The sequence below is a fragment of the Butyrivibrio sp. VCB2006 genome, from assembly GCF_000420945.1.
Taxonomy (GTDB): Bacteria; Bacillota; Clostridia; order Lachnospirales; family Lachnospiraceae; genus Butyrivibrio.
The window spans coordinates 182,819-199,326 of sequence record NZ_ATVX01000007.1; the positions used below are offsets into that span (position 1 = coordinate 182,819).

Annotated in this window: 15 protein-coding genes; all 15 read left to right on the plus strand. The window is 39.2% G+C overall.

What is annotated here, in order from left to right:
- Positions 1-71 precede the first annotated feature (71 nt).
- The 15 genes from G613_RS0109050 (at position 72) to G613_RS0109130 (ending at position 16,431) form a co-directional block, all read left to right on the plus strand.
- A complete protein-coding gene (locus tag G613_RS0109050; protein WP_029232358.1) occupies positions 72-935 on the plus strand; it encodes an Rpn family recombination-promoting nuclease/putative transposase in 864 nt (287 codons plus the stop codon).
- 29 nt (positions 936-964) lie between these two features.
- The gene (gene rbr / locus G613_RS0109055; protein WP_029232359.1) at positions 965-1,528 is read left to right on the plus strand and encodes a rubrerythrin; all 564 of its coding nucleotides are present in this window, start codon (positions 965-967) and stop codon (positions 1,526-1,528) included.
- Positions 1,529-2,314: 786 nt separating this feature from the next.
- The gene (locus G613_RS0109060) at positions 2,315-3,715 is read left to right on the plus strand and encodes an ATP-binding protein (protein ID WP_029232360.1); all 1,401 of its coding nucleotides are present in this window, start codon (positions 2,315-2,317) and stop codon (positions 3,713-3,715) included.
- A gap of 103 nt (positions 3,716-3,818) precedes the next feature.
- Positions 3,819-4,346: a GNAT family N-acetyltransferase gene (locus G613_RS0109065; protein WP_051151053.1), complete on the plus strand. Its 528-nt coding sequence runs from the start codon at positions 3,819-3,821 to the stop codon at positions 4,344-4,346.
- A gap of 16 nt (positions 4,347-4,362) precedes the next feature.
- Positions 4,363-5,589 carry a glycosyltransferase gene (locus G613_RS0109070; protein WP_029232362.1) on the plus strand — a complete coding sequence of 409 codons (1,227 nt, stop codon included), beginning with the start codon at positions 4,363-4,365 and terminating at the stop codon, positions 5,587-5,589.
- A gap of 18 nt (positions 5,590-5,607) precedes the next feature.
- A complete protein-coding gene (locus G613_RS0109075; RefSeq protein WP_029232363.1) occupies positions 5,608-6,579 on the plus strand; it encodes a hypothetical protein in 972 nt (323 codons plus the stop codon).
- A 95-nt stretch (positions 6,580-6,674) separates the two neighbouring features.
- Positions 6,675-8,267: an AAA family ATPase gene (locus G613_RS0109080; RefSeq protein WP_029232364.1), complete on the plus strand. Its 1,593-nt coding sequence runs from the start codon at positions 6,675-6,677 to the stop codon at positions 8,265-8,267.
- Positions 8,268-8,326: 59 nt separating this feature from the next.
- A complete protein-coding gene (locus G613_RS0109085) occupies positions 8,327-8,974 on the plus strand; it encodes a flavin reductase family protein (protein ID WP_029232365.1) in 648 nt (215 codons plus the stop codon).
- 522 nt (positions 8,975-9,496) lie between these two features.
- Entirely contained in the window at positions 9,497-10,786 is a 1,290-nt protein-coding gene (locus G613_RS0109095) for a hypothetical protein (RefSeq protein ID WP_029232367.1), read from the plus strand.
- A gap of 48 nt (positions 10,787-10,834) precedes the next feature.
- Positions 10,835-11,293, plus strand: a complete 459-nt coding sequence (locus G613_RS19185; RefSeq protein ID WP_081647832.1) for a GNAT family N-acetyltransferase — start codon at positions 10,835-10,837, stop codon at positions 11,291-11,293.
- Between the two features lie 208 nt (positions 11,294-11,501).
- Positions 11,502-12,458: a glycosyltransferase family 2 protein gene (locus G613_RS0109110; protein ID WP_029232369.1), complete on the plus strand. Its 957-nt coding sequence runs from the start codon at positions 11,502-11,504 to the stop codon at positions 12,456-12,458.
- A 78-nt stretch (positions 12,459-12,536) separates the two neighbouring features.
- Positions 12,537-13,718 carry a glycosyltransferase family 4 protein gene (locus tag G613_RS0109115; RefSeq protein ID WP_029232370.1) on the plus strand — a complete coding sequence of 394 codons (1,182 nt, stop codon included), beginning with the start codon at positions 12,537-12,539 and terminating at the stop codon, positions 13,716-13,718.
- Positions 13,719-13,800: 82 nt separating this feature from the next.
- On the plus strand, positions 13,801-14,466 hold the full coding sequence (locus tag G613_RS0109120) for a flavin reductase (RefSeq protein ID WP_029232371.1): 666 nt from the start codon (positions 13,801-13,803) through the stop codon (positions 14,464-14,466).
- 8 nt (positions 14,467-14,474) lie between these two features.
- The gene (locus G613_RS17980) at positions 14,475-14,975 is read left to right on the plus strand and encodes a DUF6680 family protein (RefSeq protein ID WP_029232372.1); all 501 of its coding nucleotides are present in this window, start codon (positions 14,475-14,477) and stop codon (positions 14,973-14,975) included.
- Between the two features lie 85 nt (positions 14,976-15,060).
- On the plus strand, positions 15,061-16,431 hold the full coding sequence (locus tag G613_RS0109130; RefSeq protein ID WP_029232373.1) for an IS4 family transposase: 1,371 nt from the start codon (positions 15,061-15,063) through the stop codon (positions 16,429-16,431).
- The last annotated feature ends 77 nt before the right edge of the window (positions 16,432-16,508 follow it).

The window sequence follows — 16,508 nt, forward strand, 5'->3', positions numbered from 1 at the left end:
TGACAGAGCAGCATATCGCTGCATTATCCCAATTATATGCAAATATATGCAAAAAGAAAGAAGGAGACTACATGTCAAATCAAGAATCAAAGTGCAGCGAAGAAAGCTGCAAACCTGTAAGTTTTAAAACTGCAACCGGTCGAATTAAGTTCACATTAAGAAGTGACCTATTATTTCATTACGTAATGCAGAAATCAAAAAGGGCATTGATAGGTCTAGTGTGTGCTCTTAAAGGGATTTCTCCGGAAGATGTCCTTTCTATCGAAGTCCTGAATCCCATTGATCTTAATTCCTATGTAAAAGAGACAGTGATGGATTTGAAGCTTATGCTAAATAATGGCGAGGTTATGAATATAGAGCTTCAGACCTACAATGACAGACATTGGACAGATCGTTCAATTCTCTACATGTGCAGGGCATTCGATAGCATCAAAGAGGGCGATAATTATTCTGAATTAAAGCCAACAAGGCACTACTGCATTACGGATCAAGATTTATTTCCGGAGCATCCGGAGTTTTACGCAGAATACCTGCTTCTCAATACGAAAACTCATCAGCCATATACTAATAATTTCGGTATAAACGTGTTACAATTAAACCACATAGATCTGGCAACTAAATCAGATGAAGAAAACAATTTGGTTTATTGGGCAAAACTGTTTAATGCCTCTACCTGGGAGGAATTTACAGCATTGGCAGGAGATAATCCTGATATCGAGGAGGTTGGTACTATGATATTTACATTGAATACTGACAATCAAACTGCTGAGATTTTGGAAGGACAGCGTAGATACCGTGAAATGCTCGCCACTGCACATGCAGATGGTGTCAAGGAGACAGAGGAAAGACTCGGCGCTGTGATCGCGGAAAAAGATGAAACTATCAAAAGACTCACAGCAGAACTTGAAGCTTTCAAAAAGCAGAATGAACAATAACACACTTACAACATCAAGGAGGTACTACAATGGCAGAAAACAAGTGGAGAAACAGAGCGCAGGATTTAAAGGGCACAGAGACAGAGAAGAATCTCTTGGCAGCATTTGCCGGAGAATCTGAGGCGAGGAATAAATACACCTTCTTTGCTTCTAAGGCCAAGAAGGAAGGCTATGTGCAGATTTCCAATATATTTGCAGAGACAGCAGCCAATGAAAAAGAACATGCTGAGATCTGGTACAAGATTCTCACAGGAATCGGAACCACAGTAGACTGCCTCAAGGATGCAGCTGATGGTGAAGCCTATGAGTGGAAAGAAATGTATCCATCCTTTGCCAAGAAGGCCAGAGAAGAGGGCTTTGATGAGATTGCAGAGCTCTTTGAGGGCGTTGCCGCAATAGAAAAAGAGCACGAAGAGCGCTACAGAAAGCTTCTCAAGAACGTAGAAGACAAGCTCGTTTTCTCAAGAGATGGCGACTGTGTATGGCAGTGCAGTAACTGCGGACATATCGTAGTAGGAAAAGAAGCTCCGGAGTTTTGCCCTGTATGTAATCATCCAAGGGATTATTTCCAGCTCAAGGCGGAAAACTACTGATTTATCCAACAAAGCTAAGCAGCATTTGAGCATGTTCTCATATGCATAAGATTAAGTAAAAAATGCACATATAACGCATTATTGAAAAATAAGCGCTATATGTGCATGATTTATTTGTTAGAATAAGAAGTGAATATAGACAGTAGAGCAGTGAACGACTCTGCCCTACATAAAACCATTAGAACGAATACTGCCTCATGCGGAATGTTCAAGGGTGCTGAGGACGAGGTATTCAGTTGGCGATTATGCGCTTGTTAGCCACCAAATTTTAATATGATGCCAGAACAAATACCGTTTCGCACAAGACCTGGTGCAAAGGGCGCGAAAGCGAGGTATTTCAGCATTGATGCGGGGCTTTCAAGCGACAGCCTGTATACAATACCATAAAACCTGTGTACAAACGGGGATTAAAATGTGAATAATTAGTGAAATAACATTTATAAATATATGGAATTTAGTTACATCACCCAACCAGTATCTTGAAACTAAATTAAATTATTATTTAATATATTTTATTAGTTCAGAAAATGGCAGAAACAATTAGTGGCATAATAATACAATCTGAAAGCTGACGGAACTTTATTAACATAGTTCCGCCAGCCTTTTTTATAGGCCTGCACATCTTCCGTTCATCTGCCACTCCTAAATTACCGCGAACAAACGTTCCTCTTAAAAATGACAAAAATAGACTGCTAAAACATCTTAAAAATAACAAAAGTTCCAACTAAAATCTCTTGAAAAATGACAAGGAATAGTCTAGAATGTAGTAAATAGGGAGGTTTTGACATGCTCAAAAGAAGTATATGGGAAAAACTGATCAAATGGAAAGAAACTGATCATCACCCCTTGGTGATAAAGGGTCTGAGGCAGACAGGCAAGACATACATAGTCAGGAAGTTTGGAGAAGAGTTCTATGACAGCTGTATATATATAGATCTTCGTGCCAATAATACGATTCATCAGGCATTTGAAGGTGATTTTAATGTCGACAATATGGTTATGGCAATTTCTGCCAATATGCCATCTACGAGATTTGTTCCTGGTAAAACGCTTATTATTTTGGACGAGATTCAGGATTGTCCAAATGCCAGAAGCTCTCTCAAATATTGGGATATTGATGGAAGATATGACGTTATAGCTACAGGGAGTTTTTTGGGTGTCAAGGGATTTAGAGAACCCTATGTTAGAGGAATTCCGGTAGGCTATGAGGAACAGCTTACTATGTATCCTCTTTCGTTCGAGGAATTTATTATCAATACAGGAATGGATACCAAGGTGCTGGATTACGTCCAGGAGAGACTCGATAATAACGAGACTATAGACAAGAGTATTCACGATAGCATCAGGGCATTATATTTGCAATATCTTATAGTTGGAGGTATGCCTGAGGCGGTTAATACTTTTTTTGAAAATCATGATTTGAATGCAGTTAGGAGCATTCAGCAGAGAATACTTAAATCCATTCGGGATGATTTTGGAAGATACAAGGATATCGCAGGAACTGATAAGGTCAACGAAGTTCTCAAGCTACGAGCAGAGGCTTGCCTGGATTCCATGCCCACACAATTATCCAAGGAATACAAGAAGTTTCAATATAGCCTTGTGGATGTTAAGGGCCATTCACCTGAGAAGGCGGATGGGTTGCAATATCTGGTGGATGTAGGCCTTGTAGTCCGATCATATAACACAACAGAGATGTCATTTCCGCTGGAAGGGGTCAAAAAAGCTTCTGAATTCAAAGCTTTTTTTGTAGATACCGGATTATTGGTATCTATGTTGGGAGAGGAAACTCCAGCCAAGATATTGGCAGGAGATATGAGCGCATACAAAGGGGCAATTGCTGAAAATATGATTGCTTCTGCACTGGTTTTAAATGAATACAAACTGTTCTATTTTCATGCTCCCAGCGGATCTCCGGAAATTGATTTTTTGTTTGAACGAAACGGAGAAGTGTTTGTTGTTGAATGCAAATCTTCAAATAACAGAGCTACCAGCATGAAATATGTGCTTGCTAATCCCAAGAAATATGGATTACATCCCGGCGTAAAGTTTTCAGATACAAATGTGGGTATGGGAGATGGATTTAATACATATCCTCTGTATGCCGCTTGCTTCATGAAAAAAGATGATGTAAGTAACATAGTTCCGGTAGTTGAGGTATCCAAACTAAAAGTTCCCACTAAATAATAAGGCACCATCTAAATCACATTTTTGTCGGTGAAATTCGATTGAATTACCGACAAAAAGGTGATTTGATAATTTTTATAGCGAAATTGTATAGAGGTTGATTATGTTAAGAAGATTAAGAGAATCAGATGCCCCATTAATGCTGGAATGGATGCACGACGAAGACCTGGTCAAGGACCTTCACAAGAACTTTGCAAGCATGACAATAGATAATTGCAAGTCATTCATAGAAAGAGCTGCCACAGACAGCAGTAACCTTCATCTGGCGATAGCAGATGACAACGACGAGTACATGGGCACAGTTAGCCTTAAGGATATAAACTACGACCTTGGCATAGCCGAGTTTGGTATAGTAATCCGAAGAGCCGCCACCGGAAAAGGCTTATCCGCCGCAGGCATGAAGGAGATCCTGGGCTACGCCAGCTTGGGAAAAGAACTACAGAAACCCTTATCACAAATATATTGGTGCGTAGATTCCAAGAATGCCAGAGCTCTTAGATTCTATGATAAAAACGGTTATCAGAGAGTAAAGATCGAGGAATACCCTGACCTACTTGCGCACATAGAAACTTCAGGGGATTACAGTGATGAGGAAATAAAAAACTTTGTCTGGTATAATTATCAGGTTTAGAGGAGAAAATCATTTAATGGATAAAAAAGTGATAGGAGCCAATTACATATTGGAAGTGTCCTGGGGATGCCCCTCAGAGAAGTATCCACTAAATGGCCTGTTCCAGTTCGATCAGGCCAAGGCTCTTCATAATATCGGTGAAAAGACAGTGTTCCTGGCCCTGGATATGAGATCCTTCAGGAGGTTACGCAAGTGGGGCTATAACAGATTTGAAAAAGCAGGAATTCCTGTTGTCGTGTACAACTTCCCCTGGGGGCCATTTTCGCCAAGACTCAAATATAAGGCTCAGGATTTTTCGTTTAAGAGGGCAATCCGCCGAATAGAAAAAGAGTTTGGAACTCCCCGTTGCATTCACGTCCACTGCTGTCAGCAGGTCATTTCCGTAACGGATTATTGCGAGAGCAGGAACATCCCTTATGTTGTAACAGAACACATCACACCTCTCAATGAGGGAGATGACATAGAGAAGAGAAAAGAAAAAGCGCTAAAGGGTGCCAGAACTGTAATAGCAGTTAGTAACGCCCTTGCCAGAGACGTTAAGAAAAACTACGGCGCAGACAGCGTTGTGATTCCTAATATCGTTGACCTTAGCGAATTTAAGTATAGTGATCTGAGACAACGGCAACAGAATTCAGAAACACAGCGCACTAACACCAGGACATTTGAATTCCTCTCTGCGGCCAGCGCTAATCATGGCAAGGGCTTTGATATACTTGTCAGGGCCTATGCCAAGTTAATCGCTGAGCTGGAAGATAACAGCACTGAACTATCTAAAGAGAATATATCAAATACAAAGACCCATCTCACAATCATGGGTGACGGCCCGGAACTACCAATAATACGAAACATGGCATCAGAGCTAGGAATACTGGATAACATTACATTCACCGGATCATATGTAAGAAAAGAGTTTGCAGATAACCTATCTCACAGCGACTGCTTCGTGCTTCCGAGCCGCTCTGAGACCTTTGGAATTGTGTATATCGAGGCACTTGCTACAGGAACTCCTGTTATCGCCACTAAGTGCGGCGGCCCGGAGGACTTTGTAGATGATACAAATGGAATCCTCATACCAGTAGATGACGTAGATGCCCTTGCCGAGGCTATGAAGGGAATGGTAAGAGACTCCATGAGCACCAACCGCAGATTTAGCGGAGATCATATGAAACAAGTATCTGAGTCCTGCAAGGAGAAATTCTCTCCGGAAGCAGTTGCCAAAGAAGTGGCAGGAAAATTAGGCTAAACAAGAAAAGGAACTGACATGAAAGTATATTCAGAAAGAGGCTACATCACGTGGCCATCATGGGATGCAATATTCGAATGGGAAGATGTATTTGCCAAGGAGTGGGGAACAGAAGTCCAGGCTCTTCCTAATACTATTATTGACAAGGCTAAGAGAAGGCTTTATAGAGCACTCCACAAAGCCATCCCCGGTTATATCCGTAAATATAAAATAACAGACAAAGACAAAATGGGAGTCCTGATAGTGATGGATGCGGAAGGCTATTACATGCTTCCTACCAAGAACATAATCCCAATATATCTCGACTTTGCCAGAAACATGATTGATGAGATCATGGCAGCAACCAAAAATCTTCCGGCCTTTTTTGTTGCATCCAAGGATATCTATAACGAAATGAAGCAAAAAGGCTGTGAAAACGTGTACTTCATAAACCAGTGCGCTTCAGACCAGTACTATTCAGATACAGTACCGGAAAAAGATATAGATGTGGTCCAGATAGGCAGAAAGAATCCACTACTTCATCAGTATATGCTGGAGTACTGCAAAGAACATCCTGAGGTTGAGTACATATATCAGGGTCAGAATGCATCCCTAAGCTATGTATCAACTATAAGAGGAGACATAGGCAAACTCCCTGGAAGAAAAGAGTTTGTAGATATGATGCGAAGAGCCAGGGTGAGTATTGTGTCGACCCCTAAATGCGATAATAGTAGAGACGTATTTGGCGGAGCTGACCTGGTTACAGCTAGAGTCTACGAGAGTACGGTTTTCTATTGCCATCTCATCGGCAGGTATACTGACAATGAAGAGACAAGAGAGCTTGAGCTTAGCAAGATATGTCCTAATATCAAAGACTACGATGAATTCAAGGCCACAATGGATCAGTACCTAGCGGGAAAAGAAATAGATAAGGACTTATACTGTTCATTTATAGACAAACATCTTGCAAGTACAAGAGCGAAATATATTAAGAAGTGCATTGAACATTGATAGAAGGATGATTTTGAGAAGATAATCAGATAAGTATGTTATAATCTAAAGAAATCAATAGGCATCAGAAACAGGAAAAACAAGGAGTGCGATAAATGGGACTATATTTAGCTCCTGGAAATGAAAATTTTAAATCAATACTAAGCGGGTTATACGTTGATAAGACAGGCCTTATCAATGTTATTAACAGTACGATAAATACTCCGGATAAATTGACATGTATCAGCAGACCCAGACGATTTGGCAAATCATATACGGCCAAGATGCTTGGGGCATATTATGATAAATCAGTAGATTCAAGAGAATTATTTGTTGGAAGAAATGTTGAAAAAGATGATCCGTCTCTTCAATACATGAATCAGTTTAATGTAATATATCTGGACATTACCGGATTTATTTCATCGTCAAAAGAAGTTTCAAACATTGTAGACAACGTTAAAAAAGCAATTGTGAACGAGCTTAGTGCAGCATTTTCGGTGCCTAGTACATTATCACTTGGAGAGACACTCGTTAATATAGTTGAATCTGGAGAAGATAAGTTTTTCTTTATTATTGATGAATGGGATGCTCTTTTTAGAGAATATAAATTTGAGACCAAGCTACAGGAAGAGTACATTAACTTACTCAGAGAGCTTTTTAAAAATGGCAATGTTACTGACAGAGTAATAGCTGGAGCTTTCATGACAGGTATTCTTCCGATTAAGAAATACGGGCATCAGTCAGCAATATCTGATTTTAGAGAGTATACTATGATCCAGCCATCTATCTTTGCTGAATATGTAGGTTTTACAAAAAAAGATATAGATAGTTTGTCTACACAGTATTCTGTAAATAAAACAAAGCTTAAAATCTGGTATGATGGATACTCTTTCCCTAAAATAGGTGAAGTTTATAATCCTAATTCTGTTAGTCAGGCAGTGCGTACCGGAGTTTATGATTCCTATTGGTCCAAAACGGAAACCTATGAAGCTCTTAGAGAATACATTAATCTTGATACTAATGGTTTACAGGCGGATTTAATACAGATGATTGGCGGAAACGAGATGCCTGTAGATACTGCTACATTTCAAAATGATATGACATCCATCCAGAACCGTGACGATGTGTTATCTCTTTTGATTCATTTGGGTTATCTTGCCTATGATGTGAAAACTGGAAAGGTTAGAATTCCCAATGAAGAAATAAAAAGAGAGTTCATCAGCACTATTCGTGGTGGTGATCATGAGGTTACGACTAGAATTATTAAAGAATCAGACCAACTAATAATGGATACAATTGAGGGCAATGAAGATGCAGTTGCGCGCGCTATTCAGAATGTGCACGATGCTGGAACATTTGGCGTTTCTCCATTTTTTTATAATGATGAACAAGCTCTTCGCTCAGTCGTTAAATTTGCATATATCAGTTGCGCGAATAATTACATCAAAGTGGAGGAATTGCCATCAGGTCATGGATATGCGGATTTGGTATACATTCCTATGCCTAATGTTCATATGCCGATACTTCTGATTGAGCTCAAGGTTGACACTATTGCAGAGGGAGCTATCAGTCAGATTCATGAGAAGAAGTATCATAAATTATTTGAAAATGTACATGGAGAAATCGTGTTATGTGGAATCAGTTATGATTCCAAGACAAAAAGGCATAAATGCAAAATTGAAAAAATGACGAACAGAAACAATAAATAATTGCAAGAGAATGGATTTAAATTAGGAGAAATCAACAAATGGCAAAGGAAGGTACTAAGATGGATACAAAAGCAATGTACAAATTGTCCTATGGTTTATTCGTTTGCACCGCAGTCAGAGGTGACAAGAAGAACGGCTGTATCACCAACACTGCAGTTCAGGTGGCATCAGATCCTAACAGAATCTCTATTGCCATCAACAAGGCCAATTATACCCATGACATGGTAAAAGAGACAGGCCTGTGCAACATTTCTGTTCTTAGTACCGATGCTTCCTTTGATATCTTCAAGCACTTCGGATTCCAGTCTGGTAGAGACGTAGACAAATTTGGCTCAGAGACACTGGGTAAGCTTGATAAAGTTATTGAGTATGATATAGCAGAAAATGGTATCCCATACATAAAGACCGGAACTAATGCCTATTTCTCTCTTAAGGTGGAAAAAGAGGTAGACCTGGGCTCTCATACTCTCTTCATCTGTGAGCCTACCTTCATGACAGTTCTATCCGATGCACCATCCTGTACTTACCAGTACTATCAGGACAATATTAAGCCTAAGCCACAGCCTGTTGGAACAACACCAAAGGGCGAGACAATATGGAAATGCCTTATCTGCGGCTATGAATATGTAGGCGAGGATATGCCTGATGATTTCATCTGCCCGATATGCAAGCATGGTAAGGATGATTTTGAGAAGATAATCAGATAATTGATTGGCCCATCCTAATTGATGCAATTAAAGAGAGTTATTCCCAATCAGCTGAAGGTATCTTGGTTAGCATTACGAAGATTGTTATGTTTATCTTGACCCAGGTAGCAGTACTTTCACTATCTTTATTATCTAGTTTGGTCGAATTGGAAAATGCTGAAGCGAACAAAGTTTATATCTGGATTGCAATTAATATATTTATAGCGTTACTGGATAAGTTTGAAGTGGTAGGGTATCTGTTTTATAACGATTTGTTATTATTTATTTCTCACGATTATCGAAAGACTCTTTGCTTGAGGATTTTTGAAACCAAATCATAGATTTCCAGGTATGTAAGCATAGTAAATGGGACTACATGTGGTATACTATACCCGTTAGGTGTAGTATACCATTTTTATGCTTATATAAATGTTGTGGTCGAGGAATTACAATCCATTAAGAATTTGTCTCGAGGAGGTTACTTTCCGACCTTACCCTCTCAAAAATAATATATCATTAGTGGTTATAAAGGACTGAAATTCAATGAAAATCCTACTAATTTTAGACAATCTTTCCTCTAGCTGCGGCGCGAACGTAGGCATAGTATATGAACTTGCTAGGAATTGGATTGCTAGCGGCCACGAAGTATATTGTCTTGCTAGAGAAGATAAATACCATGAACTCGATAAAGAAAAGGCATCAACTCTTAATGGAGTATGGAATTTCAAAGTTACGGAAGATGATATATTAAACGACGTTACTAAGGGCGATAAGTGGATTCACGCATCTTCTCTTTGGAAAGCGACATATATATGTTCGCATCCCGTATTCCTTCAGAAGCTCATTGATAAGAAATGCTTCGAGTCATCAGAAATTAGGAATGAATATAAGAGACAGATTGAGAAAGTATGTGCGGAACATAGTTTTGATTCCGTAATTGCTGTGACTGAACCATTTTACATTGCAGATGCGCTAGCTGATGCTAATATCAGCACCAATAAGTACGTCATCATGATGGATCCATATACTAATAATCCATCAACAGCGCAGAAAGCCCGACAAAAGCACCTTCAAAAAGAATTGCATGTATTTGAATCATCTCAAAAGATATTTGCACTTGATTTTGTTGGTAATGATATGGATTACTTGCCGGATATGTTGACCCAAAAGCTGGTTACGTTCCGTATACCAAAAGTTGAGAAGATAAGCACAAGAGCGACAACTATTAGTGGACAATCTAACAATTTAGAAACAGAAAAGTATGCCCAAGCAACTAATACTAATACTGATACTGGTAACGTAGATAATATTAACTTCGTATATGTGGGTCAGTTATATGACGACATCAGAAATCCAGAATTAATGCTAAAACTATTCACAAAGCTTCCAGAAAACTACATCCTGCATCTATATGGTGGCGGATCAGAGAAAACAGTATCCAAATATAAGGAAGTATTAGGTGATAGGCTGGTTCTCCATGGGTGGGTCAGTTCATCAGAATCAATTAAGGCTCAGAAAGAAGCTCATATACTCATTAACCTTAATAACAATATCAAGAACATGCTGCCGTCCAAGCTCATAGAATACATAAATACAGGCAAACCGATTCTAAATATATGTCAGATATCTAATTGCCCATCTCTTCCATATATGGATAGATATCCTATGGCACTTAGTGTATCACCAGGCCAGGATATGGATGACATAACGATGAAACTGACAGAATTTGCTCAGCAATATAAAGGCCAAATAGTAGATCATAGCCAAATAGAAGACCTATATGCGGATTGTATAAGTGAAAATGTGTCCAACATGATACTAGAAACTATGTAAATAGCCCTATAAAGCTAAGATTCTACATTCCTACAGGGACAGATAATTATGTACAGAACATATGAGAATGATGATTTAGTAGTATTTTGGAATTATGATAAGTGCTTTCATGCTAAGAAATGTATCAGTTTAAGTCCAAAGACCTTTCGCCCAGGACTAAAACCATGGATCAATCTAAATAATGCTGAGTCAAAAGAAATATGGCAGGCAATTAGTCTGTGCCCGTCAGGTGCCCTATCGTGCCTGTATAAGCATAATATAGGGGTGACTTTAGATCGTGAAAACTGTCGAAGCGTCGCTGTGGACAATGGAAAAGAGATAGGTGAGTGTGTCTATCAGATCACTGATGGAGATTGGAATATCTACCATACAGGAGTATCCCTAGAATATCAGGGCAAAGGAATAGCTAAACGTCTAGTATATAAATTGCTAGAAGAAGCCGAGCGAAACAATGTTAAAATAATTGCAACATGTTCATACGCAAGAAAAGTGTTGGAAGATGATTGAATCAATGTAAGAAACAAAAAGAATACGAGTGTAACGAGATGAAGGAAAAAGGCTGTTAAAATGTGTACTTCATCAACCAGTGCGCATCAGATCAGTAACCAACCAAAGTTTGCAAACCCATCTTGTGTAGTATATACTTCATACGTGGAACTGCGCATTTATATGGCATTTCATCGAGCAATAATCTTATAGGGAGAGATAAAACAAAGTGCAATATAGAATATCCGTAGTTGTTCCTGTGTACAACGAAGAGGGCAACATTGCCAACCTTCACAGAGAAATCAAGGAAGTTTGTGAGAAGAACAACTACGTATACGAAATAATCTTCATAAATGATGGCTCATCAGATAAAACAGACGAAGTCTGCAGAACTCTGCGACCTCTTAAATACATCCAGATGCGTAAGAACTTTGGTCAGACCTCAGCTATGGATGCCGGAATCAAGGCAGCTCAGTACGATTACATCGTGACCATGGACGGCGATGGACAAAATGATCCGGCAGATATTCCTAACATGCTGGAATACCTGGAAGAGCACGATGTTGACGTGGTATCCGGGTGGCGCAAGAACAGAAAAGATACTTTTATGAAAAGATTTGTATCAAGAGGCGCTAATCTCCTGAGATACCTTCTTGTTCACGACGGTATTCAGGATAGCGGATGTTCCCTTAAAGTTTACAAAAAAGAATGCTTCAAGGGTGTTAACCTATACGGTGAACAGCATAGATTCATTCCTGCAATCCTCAAAATCAAGGGCTTCAAGATTGGCGAAGTTGTAGTTAACCACAGAGCCAGAACTTCCGGTTACACAAAATACAACTGGAAAAGAACTATCAAGGGCTTCGTAGACATGATCTCAGTATGGTTCTGGAATAAGTATGCTACAAGACCGTTGCATCTTCTTGGCGGTATGGGACTTTTATTTGAAATACTGGGATTTGCCTGTGGGGTTTGGTCAATTGTCCTTTTTGCTATGGGCCGCAAGATGTCTAATAACATCTTCCCACCACTTCTAACCATATTCTTTGTAATTATCGGACTTATTATGATCACATTTGGCCTTATGAGTGAAATTCTTATTAAGACCTACTACGGCGTACATGTTGATACACCATATAATGTTAAGTCTATAGAAGAGTTTGGAGATTCAGAAAAAGAAAACTAAAATTATACAGGGCCCACTACTATGGTAGTGGGCTTTTATAAAAAAGCTGTTTTAGAGGCGGCTGAAGGAATTATATAAATGAAAATCCTAATAATCTCCCACGAATATCCCCCAGTAGGCGGTGGCGGAGCCAACGCCTGCATGAACTTGGCAAGAGAATATGCCAAGGAGGGTAATGAAGTTCATATAGTAACTGTATGGTATGAAGGCCAACAGGAAAAAGAAATCCTTTCCTACGAAAGTAATGTATATATTTACAGACTTAAATCCAAACGCAAGCACTTGGATCATTGTTCCTTCAAGGAAATGATGGATTACCTTGTAAAGGCTCTGCCCGTTGCAGACAAACTGCAGAAGAAAGAGAAATTTGATGTCTGCCAGATATTCTTTGGTATACCAAGCGGCCCAATAGGATATTATCTGAAAAAGAAATATAAACTTCCGTATATCATCCGCTTCGGCGGTGGAGATATCCCCGGATTTCAGGATAGATTTACCAAAGTTTACAAGCTAATCGGTCCTGCAATCAAGACTATCTGGAAGAATGCTGATGCTCTTGTTGCAAATAGTAAGGGGTTAAAAGAACTGGCGCTGAACTTCTATGATAAGCAAGAGATTCTGATTATTCCAAATGGAGCAGATATCAATGCGTTTTCGGATGTTAGTACTAACAATACTCAGAGTCACAAAATAGATGATAACACCATCAACCTTCTCTTTGTATCTCGCCTTATAGAGCGAAAGGGATTGCAAGATATATTACCACAGTTACAAGCTATAAATGATAACTGCCGTAAACACGGCGAAAACAACAAAAACAGTAAAACTATTAAACTCAGAATAGTAGGCGATGGCCCCTATAGGGAGACACTAGAAGAAATAGTTAAAAACTGCAATATAGAGAACATAGTATCTTTCGAGGGACAGAAATCCAAAGAAGAGCTTTCTGAGTACTATTCCAATGCAGACATATTTGTATTTCCATCAAGAAAAGAAGGCATGCCCAACGTGGTACTGGAAGCAATGTCCTATGGCCTTCCTATAATCATGACGCCATGCCAGGGCAGTGACGAACTTATAAATGGAAATGGATATGTGGTAAAGGCTAATGAATTTGCTGACAAGATCACAGAGCTGTCTACTAATGACGAAAAACGCATTGCTATGGGGAACAGAAGCAAAACTCTCGTTGCAGAGGAATTCAGCTGGAAGAAGACTGCTGATGCATATAGAAAAGTGTTTGATGAAATTTGTAGTTGAATAAGCAATAACAAAGAATTAGTTACATAAAATCACTTTTAGGGGCAAAAGAGATTAATATTACAGGAAGGAAGGTACTAAGATGGATACAAAGGCAATGTACAAATTATCGTATGGTTTATTTGTTTGCATCGCAGTTAGAGGTGACAAGAAAAATGGTTGTATTACAAATACTGCAATTCAGGTGGCATCGGATCCTAACAGGATATCTATTGCCATCAACAAGGCCAATTACACCCATGACATGGTAAAAGAAACAGGTCTATGCAGCATTTCTGTTCTTAGTACCGAGGCTACCTTTGATATCTTTAAGCACTTTGGCTTCCAATCCGGAAGAGATGTGGACAAATTTGGCACTAATTTCCCTGCTGATTCATATTCCATGGCAGAAAATGGTATCCCTTATATCACAACCGGCACAAATGCCTACTTCTCTCTTAAAGTAGAAAAAGAAGTAGATTTAGGCTCGCACACTCTCTTTATATGTGAACCTACTGCAATGGAAGTCCTTTCTAACGCACCATCTTGTACCTACCAGTACTATCAAGACAATATCAAACCAAAGCCACATCCAGTTGGAACAACACCAAAGGGCGAGACAATATGGAAGTGTCTCATCTGTGGCTACGAATACGTAGGCGAGGATATGCCAGATGACTTCATCTGCCCTATATGCAAGCATGGAAAAGATGATTTTGAGAAAATAGTAAGACAGTGCCTGAATGTGCAACTTGCAAAGGAGGAATGAATGATATTATGAAAGTTTTGGATATAGTAAACTTATTGGCAATTATTTTGGGGCCTATATTTGCTGTGGTGGTTGGGCAGAAAATACAGACAATCAAGGATATTCGAAATGACAAAGTAAAGATATTTAAAATACTTATGGTTACTAGGATATATCCATGGACTCCGGAAACGGTAGATGCTTTCAATATGATTGATATTGTTTTTGCTGATGACAAGGCAGTAAGGATGGCATGGAAAGACTTGTATGATAAATACTGTATTACGAACCCAGATGAAGCAGATTTGATTAAGATTCGAAATGCTCAATACAAATTGTTGGAATGTATGGCAAAATCTTTGGGATATAAAGATAAGATTACTTGGGAAATTATACAGAATCCTTATATACCTCGCGGATTGCAAACACAGATTGAGTCACAGCATAAGAATCAGGAGATGTATGCATATATACTTAATAACTTAAACTTCGCACATAAAAAGTGCGCTAGAACCTTGAAAATTCAATAAAAACCGGCATTTAAAAAGGCGAGAAGCCTCTATATTTGGTATAATTTAAGTACCACCAAAAATCATCCAAAAGGAGACTCACGCCTTGTCTAAAATTATATCACAGAATGACTTCGATTCTAAGCAGAATGCTGATTCAATCAGAATCTTTTTTGAGAGATTCCGAATTTCATCAATACTAAAAGCATCAAATGTCAGGAAGACAAAAGGCATAGCCCCTGCGCAGATACTGATGTATGCCTTTGCGCTGGTTTTCAAAAATAAGTCCATGTACATGGATATGCTTCTTGGCAGCAATACTGCCACTTTTGCAAAGGACACGTACTACCGGTTCATGAAGAGCATCAGTATCAACTGGATTCGCTTTACAACACTTCTTGCATCAAATATATGCAGGGATGTTATTGCTCCTGCAACTTCAGAGGATAGGGTAAATGCCCTCATAGTTGATGACTCAATCTTCTCAAGAGCTTGTTCGAAGAAAGTGGAAATGCTATCCAAAATCTATGATCATGCAAACAAGAAATTTCTTTATGGATTCAGAATGCTCACTCTTGGATGGACTGATGGCAATACATTCCTACCAGTGAACCAGATCCTGCTGTCATCTTCAAACGAGAACAAACTTATCAGCAGCAATGATGTCGACCGCAGGAGCAATGGATTCAAGCGCAGAAAGCTTTCTGTGATGAAGGGTACAGACGCAATGATCGAACTGATCAAAGAAGCCAGAAAAGCTATGATACCTGCTGATTATGTCCTTTTTGATACATGGTTTGCTTCTCCTAAAACACTGACAGCTGTTGAAAGACTCGGTTACGATGTGATTGCAATGATCAAGCGTTCTGACAAAATGTCTTTCATCTACAGAGGCGGGAAGTATACTTTGAAAGAACTCTACAAAATGAACCGCAAGCGTCGTGGCAGATCGAAATATCTTCTCTCTCTGGTAGTTGAAATTCAGAAGGACGACCGCAAGATTCCTGTAAAAATCGTATTTGTTAGAAACAGATCAAACAGAAAGGACTATCTGTGTCTTATCTCAACAGACTACAACATCGATGAAGAGGAGATGATCCGCATTTACTCAAAACGCTGGAAAATCGAGGTGTTTTTTAAGGTATGTAAGAGCTACCTCAAGCTAGCTAATGAGTGCAGATCGCTTTCGTATGATGCAATGACGGCGCATACAGCTGTCGTTTTTGCCAGATACATGATGCTTGCTGTGGATAATAGGGAATCTGAAGATCCTCGCACATTGGGCGAGCTGTTCACTTATTTTGTAGATGAGCTTGCAGATGTCACTTTTGTTCAGGCATTCAGGATGATCATGGAGCTGTTCTCCGATATGATGGCAGAAAGATTTGAGCTTGGAGAAGAAGAAATATCATCAATGATCGATACTTTCATTTCTGCACTGACACCATCCATGCAGCGACAGCTACAGGTTTCATGATGGTACTTAATTGCCAATTTTTATTGAGTTTTCAAGGTTCGAATGCAGTTTTAGAACTGCGAAGTTTCAGTTAATAA

Bases quoted from the DNA above. Each gene is read 5' to 3' on its own strand.
- G613_RS17980 (WP_029232372.1), top strand. From the start codon at position 14,475: ATGAAAGTTTTGGATATAGTAAACTTATTGGCAATTATTTTGGGGCCT.
- G613_RS0109080 (WP_029232364.1), top strand. From the start codon at position 6,675: ATGGGACTATATTTAGCTCCTGGAAATGAAAATTTTAAATCAATACTA.
- G613_RS0109060 (WP_029232360.1), top strand. From the start codon at position 2,315: ATGCTCAAAAGAAGTATATGGGAAAAACTGATCAAATGGAAAGAAACT.
- G613_RS0109050 (WP_029232358.1), top strand. From the start codon at position 72: ATGTCAAATCAAGAATCAAAGTGCAGCGAAGAAAGCTGCAAACCTGTA.
- G613_RS0109120 (WP_029232371.1), top strand. From the start codon at position 13,801: ATGGATACAAAGGCAATGTACAAATTATCGTATGGTTTATTTGTTTGC.
- rbr (WP_029232359.1), top strand. From the start codon at position 965: ATGGCAGAAAACAAGTGGAGAAACAGAGCGCAGGATTTAAAGGGCACA.
- G613_RS0109115 (WP_029232370.1), top strand. From the start codon at position 12,537: ATGAAAATCCTAATAATCTCCCACGAATATCCCCCAGTAGGCGGTGGC.
- G613_RS0109085 (WP_029232365.1), top strand. From the start codon at position 8,327: ATGGATACAAAAGCAATGTACAAATTGTCCTATGGTTTATTCGTTTGC.
- G613_RS0109065 (WP_051151053.1), top strand. From the start codon at position 3,819: ATGTTAAGAAGATTAAGAGAATCAGATGCCCCATTAATGCTGGAATGG.
- G613_RS0109095 (WP_029232367.1), top strand. From the start codon at position 9,497: ATGAAAATCCTACTAATTTTAGACAATCTTTCCTCTAGCTGCGGCGCG.
- G613_RS0109070 (WP_029232362.1), top strand. From the start codon at position 4,363: ATGGATAAAAAAGTGATAGGAGCCAATTACATATTGGAAGTGTCCTGG.
- G613_RS19185 (WP_081647832.1), top strand. From the start codon at position 10,835: ATGTACAGAACATATGAGAATGATGATTTAGTAGTATTTTGGAATTAT.
- G613_RS0109075 (WP_029232363.1), top strand. From the start codon at position 5,608: ATGAAAGTATATTCAGAAAGAGGCTACATCACGTGGCCATCATGGGAT.